Origin of the sequence: Halalkalicoccus sp. CG83 (genome assembly GCF_037081715.1) — an archaeon.
GTDB classification, from domain to species: domain Archaea; phylum Halobacteriota; class Halobacteria; order Halobacteriales; family Halalkalicoccaceae; genus Halalkalicoccus; species Halalkalicoccus ordinarius.
In genome coordinates this window covers 215,815-238,424 of record NZ_JAZDDH010000003.1, presented here as the reverse complement: position 1 = coordinate 238,424, position 22,610 = coordinate 215,815, and the positions used below count along the sequence as shown (strand labels likewise).

Below are 22,610 nucleotides of genomic sequence, written 5' to 3'. Positions count from 1 at the left end.
CCAATCCGGTTTCTGATCGACGTCCTCTCGGACCCACTGAATGCGAAACTGATGACCGTCGGCGGCATCATGACCGTCGGGACGCTGATCGGCTATCTCTACGTGTACGAATCGGCCCCGCTCGACGTTGCGGTACTGCGCGAATTACTGACCGATTGAGATCGGCGTGCTGCATACAGAGGATGTAGTCAGTAGACGCGATTCCCGGTCGATTCCTCAGATTTCTTCGCCGTCCCGTACCTCGTAGTGCTCCACCTGCTCGTCGTAATCAGTGAGCAACTCCTGAGCTTTCGGCGGGACGTATGCCTCCTCGGGGTCCTCTCCTCCGAACTCCTCGACGGCCTCCCACGAGTCGAACCGTGTGATAGTAACGTACTTGATTTCACCGTTGTCCTGCTCACGGCGAGCTATCTCGAACCCACGGTATCCGTCACCGGTTCGTTCGGCAATAATATCGTAGTTTTCCTCGACAACGAGCTGTTCGTACTCCTCGGCGTTCTCGGGCGTCGTCCATCCGTGCCAGATGCGTATAATCATATTGCTCGTTATTCGTTCTCGTTTTCGGGGTTAGTCCTGACGATTCCTGCCAAACCTCCCACGGAGAAGACGCTCAGTGCGATGATGACCGCTCACGCTGCAACCGCCCAGTTCGGCCCAAGAGATCGCGACAACCAGTATCCTGGTATGGACAGAGAAAGTAAGGAGAATAAATGGCCTACACGCAGGGAGAAGTTCGATGATTTCAAAGCTCTCCGCTAATTCGAGGCAATCCACAAATGCGCTATTCCCTCAGCTAAATGATGGTTTCAGGTACTTCTCTCAAGCCTTGTGCAACAGCAGGTAGGATTAGAAAAAGAATGTTGCACAAGGCTCAGCTACTGTTAGCGTCTCTCGCGGATCGGTTGGTCATAGAAGCTACCTACAACCTCCCACTGAAATAGAGATCTAACGGGACACGACCAGTCTATCGGCGACGAAAGTGGCCATGGACTTCATCTGTCGTCTGTAAGTTCGCATGCCGGAGTTGGAGCAGATGATCGATAGCGCCAGCCTGCTGTACGTCGCTGATGCGCTCTGCGAGCTGATCCATCCGGTGTCCAACTTCATCGGCGCTTCGGTTCCACCAGGTTCCAGACGTACCCTTGTAGCGTTGAAGCGATTTTTTAGCACACATGAACTACGAGAGTGCTGTGTTTTAGACAACCTCTTATGCGGCCAAAGCCAGTACGACGACAACTCGCTGTAACTGTCACTCCGGATTTATGAGTCAGAATTTCCAATCGGATCGGCGGAGAATGCCAGATTCAGCAGGGGGCGAACTGACGCACCGAGAGCGAAAGCGCAGACTGCGCGAACAGTCGAACGCGGAGTCCGAATCGAGCGACGATAGTGGTGGCAATGGCAGGCGTACATTTTCTGCCTCCTCCCTATCGCCGATGATGGTGCTTGTTGTGTTCGCTGTGGCGATCGTGATTTTCAATTCTGTCGCGGTCCTCGTGGGAATCTTTCCGGTGGGTACAGTGGGACTCGCTGCGTTGTTTCTGGGGTTAGTCCTGCTATTATCAGTAGTTGGACGCAGTGACTGACTGCTACAGTTAATCCCGTTTGGATGGTTCCAGATGTACCTCAACAGTTTCCTCGAGGAGAATCAGGTGGCATGAACTGGTTGTTTCCCTCAAGAAGAGGTGAGACGAAAAGAGAGGTCACTATACGAAACTCGCCGCTTCAGCTAATGCGGACCAAGTCTCCGAACGCAAATTCTACGAATTTCTGGATCAACTTTGTATGCTTGGGCTTGCACGATCGACCGAGCGTAATCTCGGTCGTAAAGGTGGCCGGACTTATATCTATGAAGTCACGGATACTCCCGAGGATATCATCAAAGCCTGCGAACAGGATAGTCGCCTCGGTAGTGTCCTTCCCAGTAATGTCTACGAGATCCTTGAGCACTACCAGAAGGGACAAGCGACCTCATACCAGGCACCCGACAAACTCGAGGCCGAACAACGGGACCTCTTCCGATTTGCGTAGCTACTCTTCATATCGTCTTCAATAGAACACTTGCATGGTGGTGTAAACTGCCTCGGGGTCAAGCCCCGCGGCTTTCGCGTGGACTCCCGTTCTATGCCGTAGAGGCAGGGGGAACGTACTCCCCACTCACGTTCAGCGTCCCGCGATTCAAGCGCACGTCTACGGGTGCGCCTCCGTCGGCTGCGTTTTGCCTCCGGCGGAGATACCGATAGCCAATGTTCTTCGCCGCGTTGTAATCCGCGTGGTTCTGATACCCGCACTTCAAACACTCAAAGTACTCGCCGTCGCGGTTGTCCTCGTGGGTACAGCCACACGTCGAACAGCGTTGAGACGTGTGGTTCGGCGGGACTTGCATGGCTTCGACGCCGTGTTCAGCCGCCTTGTACTCGACGTAGTGGAACAACCGGCGGAACGCCCACACGTGTTGCCACGTCGCCTGCGGGATGTTCTCGCGGATATGCGTCAAGTCCTCAAAGACGATGTGCGAGCAGCCGTATTCGACGGTTTCCTCGATGAGTTCGTTCGCTACACCATGCAGGTATATCTCGAAGCGCCCGTACTCCTTACGCCCGATGCCTTCGATGGCTTCATGGGCGGCTCGCGTTCCTCGCTGTTGAAGCGAGCCACGGCGCTTCTCGTACTCCAGACGCCAGTGGTTGAACTCATCGGCGGACCAAAACGTGCCGGTTGACGAAACAGCAATGTTGTTCACCCCGAGGTCCACACCGAGGACTGTTCTGTGCTCAGTGTCGGGTTCGGGGTCGTCGGCTTCGACCTTCCGCATTGAGGCATGAAGGAACCACTCGTCGTCTCGCCGTTGTAGGGTCGCCATGCGGAACTCGTAATCCTTGTCTTCGAGATACGTCCGTGGATGGCGGTCGGGGTCGTCGGGAAGGATGTAGTCGCACTCGACGCGCCCGTCGACGGTCGAAAGGGAGACGTGGTCGCGGTGGAACGTCGCACTTCGTTTGTCGTAGACCGCGCTATCGGCGGAGAAGTAGGGTTGGGACGTTCGTTCACCGCGCTTCAGTCGTGCTACACCGCTCTTGACGGCTTCGACCGCGCGGCGGACTCCTTTCTGGACGAGGTTCGTGGTAAGGTCGGTTTCGTCCCGCAGTTGGTCGTACAAGGCACGTTCGGCTTTGGCCTTCGAGGTAACGTGGTATCCGTCGTCACCATGCCAACACCATTCGCTCGCGGTGTTCGCGCCGTGTTTGAATTGCTCGACTGTCTCACGGAGGGACGAATCGGCATCCTGAGGCACGTCGAGCTTGATTACGGCGGTGCGACGGTATTCCACGACGTTTCACATAACACGGCAACGTTACTTAAACATTCGAGAGTGAGTCTGCCAGAGACCGGAGTTTGTGTTGAGTATTGACGCGCTCCTTCCCCGAGGTCAAGCCCCGGGGCATCCGCGCTGTGTTTTCTGTGAATACAGCTGGATCCTTCTCAGCACTCGTTACAGAACACTTGCAAGGTGGTGTCTCTGGTGTACCAGATGAATGTCGTGATAGAGGGTACATTAACACTTGCAGGGTGGTGTCTGACTCGGTCGGGTGACTCCTTCTCTTGAATTCCCAGGATACCTTGTGCAACATCATGGTCAATCGAGGGCGATCCGTTGCACAAGGGTGAAAGACGAATGAACCCCTGCTACACATACTCAATCGAGATCGCACCACCACACCGCCCACATGAGTATTTCTCAGGCTCTTTCACAACCTTCGATCGGCGATATCGGGGATCACGACTTTCGCACTCTTCACAGATGACCCAATAGTTCGGTTCAGCGTACTGCTCGCAATGACGATCCGTCTCCAGCGGTTCAACCCACTGTTTGAAAGTCGACCCGTGATCGGCCTTGCTGTAGTTGTGATACTGCCAGGCATGAATTAGCTCGTGGCGAACGACTCGGGAAAATTGCTCCCATCCGTACGACTCATAGGCAGACCCGTCAATCACGACCGTATCCCGTGGCTACATTAGTCTTGAAGCTTGCGTAGCTTGTCGGCGTCGTCGAGCTCCCAGAACGGCGGAAGCCTGGCGTCGACTTGATATCCCTCCCCCTGGTTGCTGTCCGAGACGAGTAGGCGAGGGTCTTCAGTGGGGTCACCAGAGGCGTCCATCGATAGCGGTCCCATGACGTTCGTCAATAACGTCTCCCGTGAATCCGTTCGGAATACCTCATACCAGACGTACCCATCCGCCGACGCGAGCACCACGCTTTCATCAGCGTCCTCGTTCATTGGACTGAACCCGAAGGGCATGACACAGAGTTCGCGCCCCGTCTCAAGGTCCTCGCGGATATGCCACCGTCGGCGTGCGTACATCTGCATGACCTCGCCGCTATCGGCGGCGTCCGTCTTCACTTCGACGTGGACCCGTTCTAACTCGTCCACGCTGGCGGGCGCATCGTCGGGGCCGTCACGTTCCCAGAGTATGATGCCGTCTGGGGCACCATCTGTTCCAAAGACGACATTATCCTTGAACGCGGCCACCTGTGTCAGCATAACGATGCTTCCCCGGGGACCAATACTCTCCCAGCTGTGGCCGAGGTCGTCCGACCAGTACAGTTGCGAATTACCGTGGTCGCCGACCAGTACCCAGATACGCTCGGCGTACGGGTCATATTCCACGTCATGGACGTGATTATTGGCGGCGTCAGTCGTGACGACCGGCACCTCCAGCACTTGCTCGAAAGACTGGCCGCCGTCTGTCGAGAGAATGACTTCGTTCGCGTGGTTGCCTCCCTCGTAATCCGAGAGTTCGTATGTCGAGATAACCACGATGTCCTCCCAGACGGCATGGCCCATGCTATTTGAGGTGCGTCCCCAGTCGAATTCATAGAGAGTTTCCGACTCACTTAGGTCGTCGGCCAGCAGCTCTATTTGACCGGTCGTTTCGTCGAAGTTGCCCCCGATTCCGACCAAGACGTTGCCGCTCTCGGGGATTATTACTGTCTCGACCCGTTCATGGCCCGGCATGTCATCTCCAAAGTCGTATAGTTCCTCGGTGGTCTCCCACCAGTCGTCGCTGACCATCACCCGTGTACCGTCGCGACCGTACATCCTCCCATTGCCATCTATCCAGGTTGGATAACCATTCTCGTGCTCGGCGTCGACCGCCAGGTCGTGATGGGTGAAGGGCCTCCCATCGCCGCCTTCCGGCTCGGGCGCGTCACGTTCCTCAATAGAGTCCTCATCCTCGTCCTCGGTTGTCTCGTTTGTCTCGTTTGTCTCGTTTGTTTCGTTTGTTTCGTTATCCTGACTAAAGACGTCATTCGTCGCATTACCCTCATTCCCGCTGTCGCTCAATTCACCGAGGCAGCCCCCCAATGTGAGTGCTCCGGCCAGCGCTAATACGCCACGTCGGCTATGTTTTCTCGTATTCACGAATATACTCTGATAAGTATACTGTTTATAAACTACCCTTGACAAGTAAAATGCAATAAGAGACATGAATTAGAATGGTTAGTGTATTTATGTTATTTTTCTATCTATTACTATAATTGTATATAGTCTGCCATCTATTCATTCCATCATCCTATGGAAAAATTGAGTAGAGAACTATCCTATTATATTCATTCTCGGAGACGGGCCGATAAGCACACGGTCGCCGTGGCTATCCGTCAGCCCGTCTTACAAGCCGCTCAGTCGGTTCTCATGCCGGACGGAGAGAGATCGTAGACACTTGTGAGAACGGTTAAGAAGGCTGTTGTGGCCCACAGGGCGGCGATTTACCCTGCTTCGAGTGCTTCCAATCCCAGAAGAGGTGAATCACTGGAATCGAATGAAACTCCATGAGATTGTGTTTTATCAATGCCATTTTAAACAGCATGGTGAACCATCTAATTTCTTTTTACAGTGTGACACTTAGTTCACCGTGGTGGCAGCGACAGTCTCGCTATGCCACCAACTGTCAGAGGCATTGAAGTGCTGGCAGAAAAATCCGGAAGAGCTCATCCATTCTTCCGGTGGAACGAAGGGTGGGCTGCCCTTCGTTCCACTGTCAGAGGCTGGACACCACGAGATAGTATGTTATCCTGTGGCATCCATTTGATGACAATCCAGACACTATCATTAATCTGTGGGTTGCTAAGTTAAGGTATTAAGTGAGGAAACTACTTCTACTGGTTCTCCGGAGAGGAGACGGCAATCCCGCCACCCTTGGGAGCCATGAGCGCCCTCCTGTTAGCTCTGAGAGGAATGATGTAGTCATGCTCACCTACAAACGACAGATGAGGTCTACGGTCACTTCCGTTTTGACGCCCTTGACAGTCCACTCAGGGGATGTGACTGCCAACCGAGTCCATTCACTACTAACCCCCAACTCCTCTCACACGCCGACTGGGGGCTATAGAAAGAAACGCCATTCCCTGCTCTTCCTTCAGGGTAGTGCCCGATTCCTCAATCGGATATTCACTCAGTGATTAGGCCTTTCTGGGGTATTCTCCCTCTAATTGAGTTATTTTACTGAATCCAATAACAAGAGTGCAACCAACCCTGAATTTTTTATCCTACTGTCTGGAATATGAGAATGCTACCTTCGACACCCGACAGTTCATTCATTCATGAGTATATATTCGAACAAAACTACACAGCTAGTCAAGAGATGGAATGGTTCACTGAAGCAAGTGCAGAATACTATGCAGCACTCCTCGCCTACAAGCAAGGGCTAATATCTTTCGACGATTGCCATGGCTATGTCGAGAATGACAATTATGCAAATGACGTATTAGCCGACTCTAATTCGTGGTCGTCTGAGGATGTTCCCTACTTCAAAGTATGCGTGTACTTGCTGCACTTGATGCAGAGATCAGAGCCGAAAGCGATGGGAGTCGAACATTAGAACACGTACTCCGCCGGATGAATCAACATGATGACAAAATAACCTATGCGGTTTTCACCCAATATGTAACGGAAGCGGCCGGTACTTCATTTGAAGAGTGGCTTAGTACCTATCTCAAATCGTCGGAAGCACCAGACGTTCCGGCTGATGCCACTCACTATGGCCAGACACAGAATACAGGATGGACAGACCGGCCAGATACGGTCACCACCGCAGTCCAAACCTCAAGCACATTCATACCGATTATGATACTGATCGTAGGTCTTGTGTTGCTTCTCGTGGGCTGGGCACGAGATCTACCAACCGATGATCCACCTTATTAGATCGATCTGTCTCCTGAGAGGAGGTGAGAGCTTCTCTACTGGAAGACCCAGCGCCTCGGCTTCCATTAGCTGCATCCCCTGACGACCACCTGCGAGAAGATCGCTACCTCGAGAACGATGATACCCATCCCACCCAGCCACTGGGTGAGCTGGCGCCACATCAGCACGGAACGAGAATGTCTCTCGAACGAGATTCCGTTCAGAACAGTCGCATCGGTGGTCGTTGAAGTCACTCATGCTCTCAAACATGGCATGTACCGGGTGCACGATAATGCCATTACCATCGATAATATAGAGTAGTGCTCCGACACTAGCGACCAGCAGCCAGGCTAATCCGACCGTCAAGAATACCTCGGTAGAACCAAGTTTGGGAGTAGATTCCAGTCGTTTGAGCGCTAGATTCGGTGGACGCAGATTCTCCGCTGGCATTTTCCCGGTCTCGTCGTCGGAACCGTGCTCATCTTATTGTTCGTCCTCGCCAGTGCAATCGTGGCTCCGCTTTCAACGGTAGTCCTCCCAACCGTGTTACACCTTGCCGTCAACGAGGTCCTAGGCATCCGTCGGTGGACGGCCGTACTGGCCTATCCGGCGGTGTTCGTCTTCGTTCCCCTCATTGTCTACGCTCTAGCTCGTCGGACGTTCGTCTGGGGTGGCCGGCGATACCGCTGGCGGAGGAAGTTCGATGTGACGATCCTCGACTAACGACCCCCGTATCACAGAATACAACCTTCTGGTCTAACAAGAACGTTCTGCGAATATCGGCGAGTCAGTGTTAAACTCACCGTCTATATTCAACAGGCTGTTTCTGATGGTGGAGGGATAGTTTGCTAAGCTCGTTACAAGAGACACAGTGAATAGCCTTTTTGGCGTCCTCAATTTGAGTTGCCCGTTCTACGCGGATACGGGATCTGTGCCTGCATCGCTTTCGCTGTCACTTTCTAACTCGATTTCCACATGAATCCGTTCATATGGAACCCGAGGACGCTTTCGCCGACCAGGGCCATCCTCAAAGTACAAGATACCGAGATCATTGAGGACATACACATCATTATGGACTTCGCTTACCCCTCGGTCAAGACGATCAGCAAGTGCGCGGATACTGTCGGGTGGATCCGTCATGACCTTCCGGAGGAGATCGAGACGGCGCTCAGTGAATAGCTTATGCAGCTCACTTGGGTCCTGAAAGTTGATCGTATGGGATACCTCTTCACCGGCTTCCCATTGGTCAACCCGGTCAAGTATCGCCTTCTGTGCCCGTTCGTTTGAATACGTCGTAATTCGAAGCTCAGTCGGGTATTCGACGTCCTCATCGGTCGGATGTGGGACGCAGTGCTTGTGGTTGTGCTCGTCGTTGGAGTCGGCGTCAGTGTTGGCGTTCGTCATGGATTTTGTTCACCTCCGTGAGGAAGCGTTCTACGTGCGATTTGAGGCCGGTAAATTCGAGTCCGGTCACACCCTCGAGGTAGTGGTGGCGGTGGTGAGTTCCGACCTCACGTTCGGTATCATAGTTATCATATCGGAGTAGTGTATCACCGTTCTCGGCGGTGTATTGAAACGAGTACTTGATTCCTTCAGGATACTCATTTGTGGCCGAAATACCCCATGCAACTATTTCGTATCGACTTCCATCCGGGACTCGATCTTGTTCCGCCAACAGTTTCGTCGCAGGCATCGACCTTGTGTGTTCGCCTACTACCCCAACACACGTAAGTGTTCGCCTATTACCCTAACACGTTTTGAAGAGCCAGTGTGTTATTTACTCAGAGAAGCTTCCGGTCTGATCAACAAATCCACCGAACAATTCTATTCGTCGCCGTCGGCGTACAGAGCACCGCCAGCTGAACCGCCTTGTTCGCAAACTCGCTGCCAAGCGTCACCCGCCCACGACTATCCGCTCGCTTCTCGATGATCTGATCCTCCGACTCGACGTAGACTTCATTCCTTTTCCTCAAGCGCCCCACCAGCCATGTCAGTCGTTGCAGGATCAGAGTCGATAATCACCCACCCAGACATCGTAGGCAGCCCCAATGGTCTCAATCGCCGCCGTATCGTCCGGATCAGCCACGAGGTTGCCCCTCGATTTCTATTTAGACATCTATTTACGAGACGTGCGAGGATAACAGAGATCTCCTATGAACAATAAACCAACACGGCGAAGCGTTCTTACCCAGATTGGGCTTACTACTGGAATCGGCGTCATCGGACTTCCAGCACTCAGTAGATCCGGTGCTGCTCATCAGGTTACTCGTGACCATCACACAATTCTCGAGAACACACTATATGAGACGGATGTCTCTACGATCGCAGCACCCACCGAGGGACCGACAGTAGTTGTTTTAGCGGCATTCATGGGAACGAACGTGGTGGCATTGAGGCTGCTCATCTCGCTACTGAGTATACGATCGAGTGGGACGCTCGTCGTCATCCCCGAGACAAACAAGCCTGCAGTCAAGCGTGACAATAACCACGGCTCGAACGGCGATCTGAACCGCCAATTCCCCATTGGATCGGAACCGATGACAATGGCCGCTCGCGGTATTTGGGATGAAGTCGTTGACGTCGATCCGGATTACCTGATCGATATGCACAATGCGACTGGTATCTATGGCAGTGACGGCATTGGTCAATCGATTTTTCCGACGGCTAACGTCGTGAGTGCCGCTGAAAGCACTGTTGACTATATGAACACGACCCATCTTCCGGATACTGACTCACTTTCCGCGCATGATTTCCATGGTCGGACCAGCGATCTCGGAACAGCATCCGCTTCTTATTCATAAGGCTGCAGCCGATCTGGACATTGATGGCTGGTTGACTGAAGTTACTCGTACCGCGCTTACCGTCGATAATATGGCGTTTTTACAGGATATGATAACACGAGAGCTACTCAATCAGAGCGGTGTTGGTGTCGTTTCCGAGCCAGCATTTTCGAACCCGTTGTGAACTACCCTACCCTACAGCTCGCCTGACAACTCGCGGAACATGGGCCACGGGATCACGGAGGTCGTCGCCATCGCGGGCTACGACGTGATGATGCGCGACGTCGAGCGGGAGTTCGTCGAGGACGGCTACGCCTCGATCGAGTGGAGCCTCAAGAAGCTCGCCGAGAAGGGATCCTCGAGGAGTCCCCTGAGACGGTGCTCTCCTGTGAACTCCTCTCGCTCGTCAAGTGATCGCGCCAGAGTACGTTACCGTGGTCAGATCGTGCGAAACCATTATACATGATGTTAAATAACACCGATAGCATGGTTAACAGAGATAATGCCATGAGTGAACATACGGCTCGGATCGCCCGGCGATCGATCGGCCGACGGGGGTTTCTCGGTACGGTCGGGACGGGTGCGGCGGCGCTCGCGGGCTGTCTGGGCGGCGGCGACGATGACGTCGTACGGATCGGTCACCTCGCTCCGCGGGAACTGGACATGGGAATCGGCGCGACCCGCAGCGCGGAGATGGCCGTCGAGGAGGTCAACGACGACGGCGGCATCATGGACCGGGACGTAGAGCTGGTCGCGGAGGACAGCGCGGGCGTCCCCTCAGAGGCGAGTACCAAGGCACAGGAGATGGTCCAACAGGAGGACATCGACGTAATGATCGGCACTTTCGTCAGCGAGGTCGCACTCGGCATCATCGACTTCTTGGCTGACCAGCAGGTGCCGTTCATCGTCTCCGGATCGGCCTCGCCGGAGATCACGCGCGATCACGCCGGTCAGGACTACGAACAGTACAGGAACGTCTTCCGGGTCAACTCGATCAACACCAATTTCCAGGCTGAAGCGCTCGCGGACTACGCGGAGTTCCTCGCGGACGAGCACGGCTGGAACTCCTTCGCCGTCACGCCTGAGAACGCGGCGTGGACCCAGCCCTTCTCCGAGATCCTGCCAGCTCAGCTCGAGGAGCGGGGACTCGAGGTCGCGCTCGACGCTCGGATCGCCCGCGACACCGACGACTTCACTCCCGTTCTGGACCAGGTCGAAGCAAGCGGGGCCGACGTCATGCTGAAGACGTTTGCCCACATCCCCGGCCCGGGGATGCTCTCGACCTGGCGACAGAACGAGTACCCCTTCGCTCAGGAGGGGATCAACGTCGCCTCGATGTCGCCGCAGTTCTGGGACGACACCGGCGGGGGATGTCTCTACGAGACCACCGCGGAGTCGGGAGCGGGCGGGACCGCCACGGTGACCGAGAAGACGATCCCGTTCACCGATGACTACCAGGAACGCTACGAGGATCGTCCCACTGCACCGATGTACATGGGGTTCGGCAGCTACGACGCGGTTCACATCTACAGGGAGGCGGTCGAGCGGGCGGGCACCGCCGACTATGCGGAGGACCCCGACGCGTTCGTCGACGCGATGCTCGAGACCGATCACGTCGGGACCGCCGGCCGGATCCAGTTCTTCGGATCCGACCACGAGTTCCCTCATGACGTGAAACCGGGTCTCGATTTCGCTCCGTTCCCGGTCCAGCAGTGGCAGGAATCCGGCGGCGGGGAGAAGGTCTGTACCTTCCCCCGTGAGATCGCGACCGACGATCATGTGATGCCGGAGTGGCTGGCCTGACCGCTCATGGTTGACCTCCTGTCAATCCTGATCACCGGGGCGATGGTCAGCGCCGTCTACGCGCTGATCGCGATCGGATTCACCATGATATTCGGCGTGGGCGGCGTGTTAAACCTCGCTCACGGTGGCCTCCTGATGATCGGAGCATACGTCTTCCTGGCCGCCACGAGCAGGATCCCGCCGGTCGTCGCGTTCGTCGCCTCGGTAGGCGTCGCCGCCGTGGTCTCGTACGCGATGTATCTGGGGCTGATCCGGTACATCGAGAAGGACGTGGTCATCACGTTCCTAGCGACGTTGCTGATCGCGTTGCTGTTTCAAGAACTCGTCACGATGACGTTCTCCGCACAGCCGCGGTCGCTCGCGACGCTGGTGCCGGGTACCGTTCAAATCGCGGGGACGCGCATCCGATACAACCAGATCTTCGGCTTCGTCGTCTCCTGGGTCGCAATCGGCGCGCTCTGGTACTACGTCACGCGGACGGGCTCGGGCCGGGCGATCCTCGCGACCTCGATGAGCGAGCGGGGAGCGATGCTTACCGGCGTCGACATCTCGCGCGTTCGGGCCGAGACCTGGCTGATCGCTGGCGCGCTCGCCGGCGTCGGTGGCGTCTTCCTCGGCTCGCTCCAGACGACCAGCCCGTTCATGTGGCTCGATCCGCTGGCGCTCGCGTTCATCATCGTCGTCATCGGCGGCGTCGGCAGCATCAAGGGGTCGATCGTGGGTGCGTACCTGATCGGCTATCTCGAGACGCTGACGGTCTCGCTTGCGGGCAACGGCGTCCGCGGTGTGTTCGCGCTCGTCGTCGTCGCACTGATCATTCTGTTCCGTCCGCAGGGGCTCTACGGCCGCGAATTCATCGAATGACCATGACTCTACAGGACCACATCACGAGACGGTTCAGCGAGGCGAATCGATACCAGTTCGGACTGCTCGCGATACTGTTCGTATCGCTGTCGACACTCCCGCTGTGGGCACCGATCACCGGATTCGGAGGGCTGATCTACCCGCTCGCGCTGGCGAACATCTGGGCCATCTTCGCGATGGGATGGGATATCATCAGCGGCTACACCGGTTACATCAGCTTCGGCCACTCGGCGCTATCGGGCGCGGCTGCCTACGCCACCGCGATGCTCGCGACCCATCTAGAGCTCCCCCTCGCCGCGACGTTCCCCCTTTCGGTCGTCGCCGCCCTGATCGTCGGAATGCTATTCGCGCTCCCGAGCCTCCGGCTTCGAGGGCCGTACTTCTCGCTGCTGACACTTGTCGGCGCACTCCTGTTCTACCGTCTCCTGTTCGTGTTCAACGAGTACACCGGCGGCGAACTCGGCATGTCGGTCGAGGCGATCACCTACGACACGACGGTGCTGTACTACTACACCTTCGTTCCGATGGTATTCATCGCCCTTGGCCTGCTATACGTCAGCCGATCGAACGTCGGCGTCGTGCTCGTCGCGATCCGGGAGAACGAGCCGGCGGTCGAGTCCGCCGGGATCGACACGACGAAGTTCAAACTGTGGGCGTTCACGCTCAGCGCGGTAACGATGGGCGTCGGCGGTGTGATGCTCGCACACTTCTACGGGAGCGTCGATCCGACGACGATGGTGATCCTCGACCGTAGCATCGAGATGATCGTGATGGCGGTCATCGGCGGCATGAGTTCGATCCTCGGCCCGATCGGCGGCGCCTACGTCTTCATCCTGCTCCGGGATACGATCCTCCCGGGAACGTTGGGTCTAGGCGGGACCCAGCGCTGGTTCGCGCTGTGGGCGGTCGCGCTCGGACTGATCGTCTTCGCGCGCGAGGGTGTGTTTCGGAAGCTCTGGCACGGACTCGGTGAGCAGGGGAGCGAGAACGAGAGTGAGACCGAATGAGCCGAAGCACCGACCGACGATCCCACGCGACGGACACCTCCACCCTCGAGATCGAGGCGCTCACGAAACGCTTCGGCGGGTTGGTCGCGGTCGACGACCTCTCGTTCGGCGTCGACGAGGGAGAACTCCTCGGTCTGATCGGTCCGAACGGGTCGGGCAAATCGACGCTGTTCAACTGCGTAATGGGCGTCTACTCCGTTACCGACGGGCACGTTCGATTCCGGGACGAGGAGATCACGGGCGCGGCCACACACGAGATCGTCAACCGCGGGCTCGCCCGCGTTACCCAGGAATCCAACCCCATCGACGTGATGACCGTTGGCCAGAACATCAAGCTGTTCACCCTCCCCAATAGCCTCTTCTCGTTCGAGGGCGGCGCGAGCCCCGACGAGATCCGCAGCATCGCGGCACGGGTCGGGCTCGAGGACCGCCTCGACGACCGACCCGGATCGCTCCCCCACGCCGATACGCGTCGACTCGAGATGGCAAAGGCGATCGCGACCGATCCCGAGATGCTGTTGCTCGACGAGCCGTTCGCCGGGCTGAATCAGACGGAAATTCGCAACCTCTCCGATCTCATACGATCGTTTCGCGACGAGGGGATCACCACGGTCATCGTCGATCACAACATGAAGGGACTGATGGCGCTCGTCGATCGAGTCGTCGTCATCAACAACGGTCGCAAGATCGCCGACGGAACGCCCGAGGAGGTCGCCGACGACGAACGGGTCCAACAGGCGTATCTCGCCGGTTCGGAGGGGACATAGATGAGCAACCACCGACCACGGAACGCACGAACCGAGGGAGCACCGATGCTCGAGGTCGAGGGGCTCAGCGTTTTCTACGGCAAGACCCAAGCGCTCGACGACGTGTCGATCAGCGTCGAGCGCGGCGAGATCGTGGGGGTAATCGGTCCCAACGGCGCCGGCAAGACAACGCTGCTCAGCGCGATCTCCCGTTTGATCGAGTACGAGGGCACCGTCCGGTTCGACGGCGAGGACGTCACGAATCGCTCGAGCCGTGAGCTCGTCGAGCGGGGACTGATCCAGACGACAGAGGATCGTGACCTGTTTCCCTTCTTTACCGTCCACGAGAACCTGCTCATGGGAGCACACGTCCGCAACGACGATGCAATCCAGCGCGACCTCGACCGTGTCTACGAGCTCTTCCCTCGTCTCGACGAGCGCCGCGACCAAGAGGCCGAGACGATGAGCGGCGGTGAACAGCAGATGCTCGCGATCGGCCGGGCGCTGATGGGCGATCCCGAGGTACTGTTGCTCGACGAGCCGACGCTCGGGCTCGCGCCGGTGATCATCCAGGACATCGGTGAGACACTGTCGACGCTGCAGGACGACAGGATGACGGTCCTGCTGGCCGAACAGAACGCGAGCTTCGCGATGGAGCACTCGGATCGCCTCTACCTCCTCGAGACCGGCACCGTCGAGCGGTCCGGGACGGCCACCGAGTTCCGGAACGACGACTACGTCCGTGACGCCTACATCGGCGTCATCTGACGCTCACTCCCCGTGTTTCGAGAGGTCGTTCAGGAGCTCGAGGCCGGCGATTCGGGCATTCGGCCGATGGCGAGCGTCTAGGGTGCGCTCGTGATGTACCCCATCCACGCCTACGGCAGCGACGACCAGAAGGAACGCTGGCTCCCCGACATGGGGAAAGGCGAGGCGATCGGCGGGTTTGCTCTCACGGAGCCCGACCACGGCTCAGACGCCGGGGGCATGGAGACGCACGCCGAGCGCGACGGCGACGAGTACGTTCTGGACGGCGAGAAGCGCTGGTGTACCAACTCGCCGATCGCGGACGTGGTGATCGTCTGGGCGCGCAACAGTTCCGATGAAGACGAGCCCGTGCGTGGGTTTCTCGTCGAGACCAACCGGGAGGGCCTCGGAATCGACACCATCGAGGGGAAGCTCTCGCTTCGTGCGTCGAGTCCGGCGAGTTCACGATGAACGGCGTCCGCATCCCCGAGGAGAATGTTCTGCCGAACGTGGAAGGAATGAAGGGGCCGTTGTCGTGTCTCACGTAGGCGCGCTACGGCATCGCCTGGGGCGCCGTCGGCGCGGCCCGGGACTGCTTCGAGGAGGCCCGCGAGTACGCACTCGAGCGCGAGCAGTTCGGCGGACCGATCGCGCGCTTCCAGCTCCAACAGGAGAAGCTCGCGGAGATGGCGCGCGACCAGTCGCGGATCGCCCGGGCGATGCTTGGGGGTAACGGCATCACCGCCGAGTACGCCTCCATGCGACACATGGCGAACATGGAGACGGTCTATACGTACGAGGGGACTCACAACATCCACGCGCTGATCCTCGGCCAGGACCTCGTGCCCGCCGGAGATAGCCAGTAGTTCACGCTCCAGATTCATTCAGTAGCAATAGCAAGTGAGCATCCCTTGTGCAACATGTGCCACCAACTAGCAATCGTTGCACAAGGCACAAAACCCAATCAGCAACTCCACCGAACGATTCTAGTCCTCGCCCACAACTTCAAGCACCGCTAACTGAACCTCCTTATTCGCAAACTCACTCCCAAGCGTGACCCGCCCACGGCTATCCGCTCGCTTCTCGATGATTTGCTCCTTCGACTTGACGTAGACCTTCATCCCTCTTCCTTAAGCTCCCCACCAGTCATGTCAGCCGTTGCAGGATCAGAGTCGATATCACCCACCCATGCTTCGTACGCAGCCCCGAGAGTCTCGATAGCCACCGTATCGTCCGGATCAGCGACGACACCTTCTTCACGAGCAACCTCAGTCGGACTCATCGACTGACTATCCCCAAGCGCGTTCTGAGCCCACGTCGCTGCAGCCGCATTCGTGAGTTCGAAATGAGCAATAACGACCTAATCGAACGCCGACGCGTGTGTAGTCTCGGTCATTAATCCTCTGTCTACACTGTTGTGGGTAATATACTTATTTCGTACCCACTTACTCCGGGAATTCGCCCATAGAAGCTGATCACTCGGGCGTTCGTTTGACAACGCGACTGATGAACTCCTTCACGAATCAGTGGCGTAAATAGGTTCAGAGCATAGTGACCGGTCCGTTTTTCACTGCCTCACTAGAAGGCACCATCAATGGCCGACCGTCCGCCGGTGAGCGTCCTCCTGCCAACACCACGCTGGACCGACGCCTGTACGGAAGTGGCCGCCCAACTCAAGGACCACGACGAGCTCCTCCTCATCCACGACGTCGAAGACGACCCCATCACCGAACGACAATACACCCCCGAGAGCGTCCGGCTCATCGCCGCCGGCGAACCCGAGCACTGTTCGGGGAAGGCTAACGCCATCGCCGCCGGGATGGAAGCTGCACGCCACGATCGGCTCGTCTGGACCGACGACGACTTTCATCATCCCCCGGACTGGTTGGCGACCCGTAACGCCTTCTCATGTGGTCGATCAACAATCGGATTCAGACTCTCCTTTGAGAGACCAGTAAAGGAGTACTCTCTTCATATAACCCTTCGACGGTGTTCGACTGACCGGTGGCCCCGTTACTTGAGCCTACTAGAACTTGGCCGGCAAACCAATCTATCTACTAAGCGTATAGACCAACCACATAGAACCATCTCATAGAATACGCCGTTTATACTGAATATCTCGTGTAGGCAAAGACTTATTCCGACAAATCCCCTGTGTTCGTTCATGGAGGATCCAGACCAGGACCTGAAAGCCACCGACGGCGAGCGTTCTACTGCTCCTGATTTCGACGCCTTGGTGAGCCCTGAGGAACTCGTCCGAGGTAACCGTACACGCGACGACTTCCTCGACGCCGTCCTCGGACTGGATAGTCCAGCAACCATCGACGAGATCGCTAACCATGCCGATCACGGCCGTGACGCGGCCAAAGAATACCTGGAGTGGTTCGATCGGATGGGGATCGTTACCCGCGTCACTGACTCACCAGTGACCTACGAACGTAATCAAGAGTACCTGATCTGGCGGCAGGTACAACAGCTCCGCGAGCAGTACACCACCGACGATCTACTTGAGTTTCTACAGACCGAAACAGAGCAAGACGAGATCTACAGAGAGACATTCGATGCTGAGTCTCCGGAGACAGTGTCGATCTCGGCGCATGCAGCCGATACTGACCGTTCAATCGAGTCGGTATGGGATGCCCTCTCAGCGTGGAAAACGACACGACGGCGGATCACGCTCCTCGAGCGGGCCTTAGCCAGTGCTCCCGACGGTACTACCGACCGACACGCGGCAGCATGACGAATGAGTGCGGTCGTACTCCTGTCTCTGGAACTCCAGAGGACGAAAGTAGTGCCCCAGTCGATTTTAATCGCCTCTCCGTTATCGAAGAACGCCTAACTACCGGTAACCGATTCAGCCACATCAAGACACAGCCCGAGTTCGCTCCAGATCGGCTTGTCTGTGTCTACGATTCCCGCTGGTATCCTCCCAGCGTCCAGACGGCTCGTCTTGAGATCATCTGGTTCGAAAACGGTGACTTCTCGCTTCATTACCACGAAACCCACGAGGACGGAGCGTTCGATCATCGATGGGATCGACACCCCTCAGGCCACAACACCCGGGATCATATTCATCCGGGACCGAACGCACCAACACCTGGCGACGACACATCGCATCCAGAGGATTGGCGAGACGTTCTCTCAACGGTTCTTACTGAGATAGAAACTCGACAACGTGGTTTCTGGAACGAATAATCGGCCTGCTGTGGCCAGTATCAGAAGTGCCGTACTTCGTTGGACGGGATCCCTTCTCAGTAGTACTCGAACCACTGTATGCCTCGGCGGGGTCACTGAGTATCTATCGCGACAACCGCATCTGGGGTGGCGCGATCATCTCCGCGCGAGGCGACATCGACGAGGCTGCATTCGTCGAGCACCTGCAGCGAACCGTCAGCGACGACGGACTCTTCATGGAGTATCTCCAGGTGACGACGGTCGACCGAACGCGCACAGTCCCGATCGGGGGCACGATCCGCGAGACGGTCGAACGCCAGGTCCGGTGGACACAGATTCTTCGGTGGCATTTTCCCGGTCTCGTCGTCGGAACCGTGCTCGTCTTGTTGTTCGTCCTCGCCGGTGCAATCGTGGTTCCACTCCCGACAGCGGTCCTCCTTACCGTGTTACACCTCACCGTTAACGAGATCCTGGGCGTCCGCCGATGGACGGCCGTGCTGGCCTACCCGGCGATATTCGTCTTCGTACCCCTCACTCTGTATGCCTTGGCTCGTCGGACGTTCGTCTGGGGTGGTCGGCGATACCGCGGGCGTGGGAAATTCGATGTGATGGTCCTCAAGTAGCAACCCCAGCGTCTCATCAATACCCCTTGTGCAACAATTTCTGTTGTGTATCGGTCACTGTTGCACAAGGCTAAGCGATCACTGTGTTCGACGCGACATGACGGTGCTCGGATTGAGACGATCATTATCTTCCCCTCTGACAGCATAACTATCAACTAAATATCCAGCCTATTTGTAGACTCATTCTTGGCGCTGTTCCAGGGAGTTAGAGGATCAGCAGAGACAGAAGAGTGTGAGTATCGCCACCGCGAGACCAGATCAATCTGTCCCACTACCGATGGCAGGAGAAAAAGACAGCTCACCTCTCAGTTAAGGGATCTTACCGCAAATAGAGAGTATGACACCCTCAAATTCAGACGAATTCGACCCAGAGGCACGTGACCAACGCGAGATCGGCCGCGAAATGGTCGATCAAAGCACGGGGCTTGGTTCGGTCATGGCACACTTCTACCGCGGAGAGATGGATCGCGAAACTACGTGGCGACAACGACTTGATGAATCAACCAAGTGGGCCGTCACGGTTATCGCCGCGATCCTCACCTACGCGTTTGCATCAAGCGGCACCTCTCATGCTGTTCTGCTGGCCGGGATGGTGATTGTCGCTATATTCCTCGGAATCGAAGCCCGTCGGTACCAAGATTACGACGTGTATCGCGCCCGCATCCGATTACTCCAAGAAAACCTGTTCGCGAACGCTCTTGATCCGTCCTCTGGTGTTGAACACGACGACTGGCGAGAGGAATTGAGTGACGATCTCCGCAACCCGACACTAAAAGTCCCGTACCGAAGTGCACTCAGTCACCGGCTTCGGCGCGTGTATCTCGCACTCTTCGCGGTTCTGCTCGCTGGGTGGATCTTCCGTATCACTGTGTTGTCTTCGGGGCCGGTCTCGGAGGTTGCTGCGCTCGGCTCCCTTCCTGGTATCGTTATCCTCGCTGCCGTTGGCATGTTTTATATTGTAGCAATCGCAGTCACGTTCTGGCCCCACCCCCGCTATGCGAAAGGTGAATTTAGCGAGGTGGACGCCGGCGAATGGAAGTGATCACCAGACTAGTCCAGTTGACAGTGCGCTACTCCGTCCGACGAGTACCTGCATTTCAACATATCCCAAATCGTACAATAGTGTTAAATAATTACTTAATTATAGTTAATATGTAGTGGTTCCGGCGTGAAGAAAGACAGAGAACACCATCGAAGCCCTCCTCGGGGTCAGTGGTGTGTACTCTCGTGTCGCTTTCCGTCGGGACTTGCTATACCCGTTCCATGGACCGAAACCCACCCATTACGACCGTTTCAGGGCCGTAGGGAGCAGCCTCTCCCGACGTTCTCTCGGTACTATGCCATTTCTTCAGATAAACCCCCGATTTAAGACAAGGTCGATTACTGATGATTACGTATTCAAGTTGTCTGTAAATAGGGGCGGTCACTGAAACATAACTCCACCTTTATCGATGATACGTTCGGTAGCCAGCAAATCGAGCACTCGTCTGAATCAATAGCACACTCCCGGATTGTAGTAGAGTGAGAAGTAGGAGAACAATTGGCCGTACTGGAACTCTCGATGGTTGATAGAAGTGACGTGCTGAATACAATGCGCATATCGGTCACCGATCTTTGGGCAACCCGTGTGGAGACGCATTGGTAGAGACTAGTGGGACTTCAGTTGTGAATTACTAGATCCCCGTGTTACTGAATCTATCGGTCGTAGCCAGCAGTTTAGCAGTGAAACGGCACTTTTTTCGCGTGCAAACCGAACGCAGACACGTGGCAGAATTACTGATTCTCTTGGGGTTGCTGGTGGCAGTGTTCGTCGGGTATAATATCGGAGGGTCATCAACCGGTGTTGCCTTCGGTCCGGCGGTCGGCAGCCGGGCCGTCAGAAAAGTCACCGCCGGAGCACTGTTTACCGTGTTCGCGTTCCTCGGAGCGTGGACGATTGGGCGGAAGGTCATCACGACGATGAGTACCGAAATCGTCGATGCAGCAGCCTTTACACCCGCAGCGAGCGTTGGCGTCCTCTTTTTTACCGGGCTCGCACTCCTGATCTCGAACCTCTACGGTGTCCCGGCGTCAACCTCGATGACAGCCGTCGGAGCAATCGTCGGACTCGGATTAGCAACGGGGACGCTCAACGCTGCGCTGATGTTTACCATCCTGTCGGCATGGATCGTCGCCCCGCTGATTGCCGTGTTCACAGGTGCGTTTATCGGCAGATATCTGTACCCGCATCTCGACGCCAAATTCGCATTTGGTCGACTCATGAACCCGTTGATCGCAATCGATACCCAGGGGAGGCTCCCACGACTATCGGTCAACGATAACGTGGCACCTCGGGATCTAATCGGGTCGGCGCTTGTGGTGGCAATTGCCTGCTACATGGGGTTCAGCGCCGGAGCCTCGAACGCGGCGAACGCAGTCGCCCCGCTCGTCGGCAACGGTTCCCTCAACCCCAGCCAGGCGATTCTCCTCGCGGTCGGGGCCATCAGCGTGGGCGGCTTCACGATTGCCCGGCGGACGCTGGCAACCGTTGGCAACGATGTTACTAATATGCCGATTCTAGCAGCGCTTATCGTTTCGACCGTGGGTGCGACGATCATCACCGTCCTATCGTGGCTCGGAATTCCAGCCAGTCTCGCCGTGAGCACGACCAGTTGCATCATTGGGCTCGGGTGGGGCCGTGCAAGCCGAGCCCGGACGCTCGCGGAAATAGTCAAACAGTCTCCTGCTGATGAACCCGCTCCAAAGATTACGACTGGTGCGCTCAAACTCCCTCCAGTTGAGGGCGACGAGGGGGTCGCTGCGAGCCCGACTGTGGGCGAACTCGCTGAAGGCGAGATTCCTGGCCCGGACAGGCAGCACTCATCCGGGGATCGTGTGTCTAGCATTGGCGAGAAAGACCCGAAGGAACTGTCCGCCGAAAGTCTGTTCGACCCCGCAGCGTCAGCTCGCATCGTGACGCTCTGGGTCATTACGCCGACGATGGCGGTCGTGGGATCCTATGCCTTGTTTTCACTCCTCGCCTAAGAGATGTGCATAAAATGATGGTTCGTTCGTCTCTAGATGCGCAACGTATTACCACCAGCTGCCGAATGCACTCTCTGCGTCAGTCACGCGCTATCTGACAGAATAGCGGAAAAGCGATTTGGGGTGTGCAAGATACAGGGCGCGAATCTTGTAATCCAGATCGTGCTGAAATCGTCAGTAACGATACCACGCTTCGTTTTCAGTCTCCCTTCAGTTCATCCATACACTCGGCACAAACTTCTATACCACTCTCCCCGGCAACGGCTTCTTCGCCGTGATCAATTGAGTCGATTAGTTCTTTCGTGATAACATCTGGCGAGATGCTTTGAACTTCATCCACATCACGGCCGCATCGAGCACATTTGACCATAGTATAGTGTAACAAGAACACAGGCTATTATTGTTGGCCACGAATCCTACCGTTAACGCTGTACCCTATCGTTACCGATTTGCTGAATACGTCCTCTATATTCACAGTCCATTCTTGTCACGATCTGAGGGTTTCAACAGAGCTACTCGTCTCCACCCGATCGACGGAGAGGGGCCTAGCAGGCCCATAGCGAGGCGACAGACCAGGGCAACCTCAACCACTCACTCACACCCAACAGGGCAGAGCGAGGATGTGAGAGGCATCTATGGGAGGATGGCCTGAACTCCC

Annotated in this window: 20 protein-coding genes and 4 pseudogenes; 16 read left to right on the top strand and 8 right to left on the bottom strand. The window is 56.5% G+C overall.

The genetic code is table 11. The features are described 5' to 3' along the window. Positions 1 to 216 precede the first annotated feature (216 nt). Positions 217 to 537 carry an antibiotic biosynthesis monooxygenase family protein gene (locus tag V0Z78_RS18270; RefSeq protein WP_336346108.1) on the bottom strand — a complete coding sequence of 107 codons (321 nt, stop codon included), beginning with the start codon at positions 535 to 537 and terminating at the stop codon, positions 217 to 219. A gap of 1,179 nt (positions 538 to 1,716) precedes the next feature. On the opposite strand from V0Z78_RS18270, the pseudogene V0Z78_RS19150 reads away from it, so the two are divergent. Then, positions 1,717 to 2,031: pseudogene (locus V0Z78_RS19150) on the top strand (Cdc6/Cdc18 family protein); the annotation flags it as partial. Between the two features lie 91 nt (positions 2,032 to 2,122). Here the strand turns inward: V0Z78_RS19150 and V0Z78_RS18265 are convergent. The 3 genes from V0Z78_RS18265 to V0Z78_RS18255 form a co-directional block, all read right to left on the bottom strand. Next, on the bottom strand, positions 2,123 to 3,331 hold the full coding sequence (locus tag V0Z78_RS18265) for an RNA-guided endonuclease InsQ/TnpB family protein (RefSeq protein ID WP_336346107.1): 1,209 nt from the start codon (positions 3,329 to 3,331) through the stop codon (positions 2,123 to 2,125). Positions 3,332 to 3,687: 356 nt separating this feature from the next. Further along, positions 3,688 to 3,996 (bottom strand): SprT-like domain-containing protein, encoded by a 309-nt coding sequence (locus V0Z78_RS18260; protein ID WP_336346106.1) that lies wholly within the window; start codon positions 3,994 to 3,996, stop codon positions 3,688 to 3,690. A gap of 20 nt (positions 3,997 to 4,016) precedes the next feature. Then, a complete protein-coding gene (locus V0Z78_RS18255; protein WP_336346105.1) occupies positions 4,017 to 5,348 on the bottom strand; it encodes a beta propeller repeat protein in 1,332 nt (443 codons plus the stop codon). A gap of 2,322 nt (positions 5,349 to 7,670) precedes the next feature. Here V0Z78_RS18255 and V0Z78_RS18250 point away from each other — a divergent pair. Beyond that, the gene (locus tag V0Z78_RS18250) at positions 7,671 to 7,907 is read left to right on the top strand and encodes a hypothetical protein (protein WP_336346104.1); all 237 of its coding nucleotides are present in this window, start codon (positions 7,671 to 7,673) and stop codon (positions 7,905 to 7,907) included. Positions 7,908 to 8,096: 189 nt separating this feature from the next. Here V0Z78_RS18250 and V0Z78_RS18245 read toward each other — a convergent pair whose 3' ends face one another. Next, entirely contained in the window at positions 8,097 to 8,588 is a 492-nt protein-coding gene (locus V0Z78_RS18245) for an HVO_A0114 family putative DNA-binding protein (protein ID WP_336346103.1), read from the bottom strand. Then, positions 8,569 to 8,859, bottom strand: a complete 291-nt coding sequence (locus tag V0Z78_RS18240) for a toxin-antitoxin system TumE family protein (RefSeq protein WP_336346102.1) — start codon at positions 8,857 to 8,859, stop codon at positions 8,569 to 8,571. The genes V0Z78_RS18245 and V0Z78_RS18240 overlap by 20 nt, the downstream gene beginning before the upstream one ends. Positions 8,860 to 9,337: 478 nt before the next feature. Between V0Z78_RS18240 and V0Z78_RS18235 the strand changes: the two genes are divergently transcribed. From V0Z78_RS18235 to V0Z78_RS18200, 8 genes and pseudogenes are all read left to right on the top strand, one after another. Next, positions 9,338 to 9,985, top strand: coding sequence for a M14 family metallopeptidase (locus V0Z78_RS18235; RefSeq protein WP_336346101.1), 648 nt, complete (start codon positions 9,338 to 9,340; stop codon positions 9,983 to 9,985). 202 nt (positions 9,986 to 10,187) lie between these two features. Continuing rightward, a pseudogene (locus tag V0Z78_RS18230) lies at positions 10,188 to 10,316 on the top strand (3-hydroxyacyl-CoA dehydrogenase NAD-binding domain-containing protein); the annotation flags it as partial. Between the two features lie 155 nt (positions 10,317 to 10,471). Beyond that, positions 10,472 to 11,767 (top strand): ABC transporter substrate-binding protein, encoded by a 1,296-nt coding sequence (locus V0Z78_RS18225; protein ID WP_336346100.1) that lies wholly within the window; start codon positions 10,472 to 10,474, stop codon positions 11,765 to 11,767. A 6-nt stretch (positions 11,768 to 11,773) separates the two neighbouring features. Beyond that, positions 11,774 to 12,631: a branched-chain amino acid ABC transporter permease gene (locus V0Z78_RS18220; RefSeq protein WP_336346099.1), complete on the top strand. Its 858-nt coding sequence runs from the start codon at positions 11,774 to 11,776 to the stop codon at positions 12,629 to 12,631. Between the two features lie 2 nt (positions 12,632 to 12,633). After that, positions 12,634 to 13,638: a branched-chain amino acid ABC transporter permease gene (locus tag V0Z78_RS18215; protein WP_336346098.1), complete on the top strand. Its 1,005-nt coding sequence runs from the start codon at positions 12,634 to 12,636 to the stop codon at positions 13,636 to 13,638. Further along, positions 13,635 to 14,405 carry an ABC transporter ATP-binding protein gene (locus V0Z78_RS18210; protein ID WP_336346097.1) on the top strand — a complete coding sequence of 257 codons (771 nt, stop codon included), beginning with the start codon at positions 13,635 to 13,637 and terminating at the stop codon, positions 14,403 to 14,405. The genes V0Z78_RS18215 and V0Z78_RS18210 overlap by 4 nt, the downstream gene beginning before the upstream one ends. Continuing rightward, a complete protein-coding gene (locus V0Z78_RS18205) occupies positions 14,406 to 15,152 on the top strand; it encodes an ABC transporter ATP-binding protein (RefSeq protein ID WP_336346096.1) in 747 nt (248 codons plus the stop codon). 24 nt (positions 15,153 to 15,176) lie between these two features. Further along, positions 15,177 to 15,997: pseudogene (locus V0Z78_RS18200) on the top strand (acyl-CoA dehydrogenase family protein); the annotation flags it as partial. 120 nt (positions 15,998 to 16,117) lie between these two features. Here the strand turns inward: V0Z78_RS18200 and V0Z78_RS18195 are convergent. Together V0Z78_RS18195 and V0Z78_RS18190 are read right to left on the bottom strand one after the other, a co-directional pair. Beyond that, positions 16,118 to 16,252, bottom strand: a complete 135-nt coding sequence (locus V0Z78_RS18195; protein WP_336346095.1) for a hypothetical protein — start codon at positions 16,250 to 16,252, stop codon at positions 16,118 to 16,120. Continuing rightward, complete coding sequence (locus V0Z78_RS18190) at positions 16,249 to 16,413, bottom strand: hypothetical protein (protein ID WP_336346094.1); 165 nt, start codon at positions 16,411 to 16,413, stop codon at positions 16,249 to 16,251. The genes V0Z78_RS18195 and V0Z78_RS18190 overlap by 4 nt, the downstream gene beginning before the upstream one ends. Before the next feature lie 312 nt (positions 16,414 to 16,725). Between V0Z78_RS18190 and V0Z78_RS19145 the strand changes: the two are divergent. From V0Z78_RS19145 to V0Z78_RS18160, 6 genes and pseudogenes are all read left to right on the top strand, one after another. Next, positions 16,726 to 17,034, top strand: a pseudogene (locus V0Z78_RS19145) (glycosyltransferase); the annotation flags it as partial. Positions 17,035 to 17,295: 261 nt separating this feature from the next. After that, positions 17,296 to 17,871, top strand: a complete 576-nt coding sequence (locus tag V0Z78_RS18180) for a DUF7342 family protein (RefSeq protein WP_336346092.1) — start codon at positions 17,296 to 17,298, stop codon at positions 17,869 to 17,871. Continuing rightward, on the top strand, positions 17,868 to 18,326 hold the full coding sequence (locus V0Z78_RS19140) for a hypothetical protein (protein ID WP_409338758.1): 459 nt from the start codon (positions 17,868 to 17,870) through the stop codon (positions 18,324 to 18,326). The genes V0Z78_RS18180 and V0Z78_RS19140 overlap by 4 nt, the downstream gene beginning before the upstream one ends. Before the next feature lie 26 nt (positions 18,327 to 18,352). Next, positions 18,353 to 18,928: a hypothetical protein gene (locus V0Z78_RS18170; protein ID WP_336346090.1), complete on the top strand. Its 576-nt coding sequence runs from the start codon at positions 18,353 to 18,355 to the stop codon at positions 18,926 to 18,928. A 337-nt stretch (positions 18,929 to 19,265) separates the two neighbouring features. Beyond that, positions 19,266 to 19,970, top strand: coding sequence for a DUF2270 domain-containing protein (locus tag V0Z78_RS18165; protein WP_336346089.1), 705 nt, complete (start codon positions 19,266 to 19,268; stop codon positions 19,968 to 19,970). A 722-nt stretch (positions 19,971 to 20,692) separates the two neighbouring features. Then, positions 20,693 to 21,952, top strand: a complete 1,260-nt coding sequence (locus V0Z78_RS18160) for an inorganic phosphate transporter (protein ID WP_336346088.1) — start codon at positions 20,693 to 20,695, stop codon at positions 21,950 to 21,952. Positions 21,953 to 22,610 lie beyond the last annotated feature (658 nt).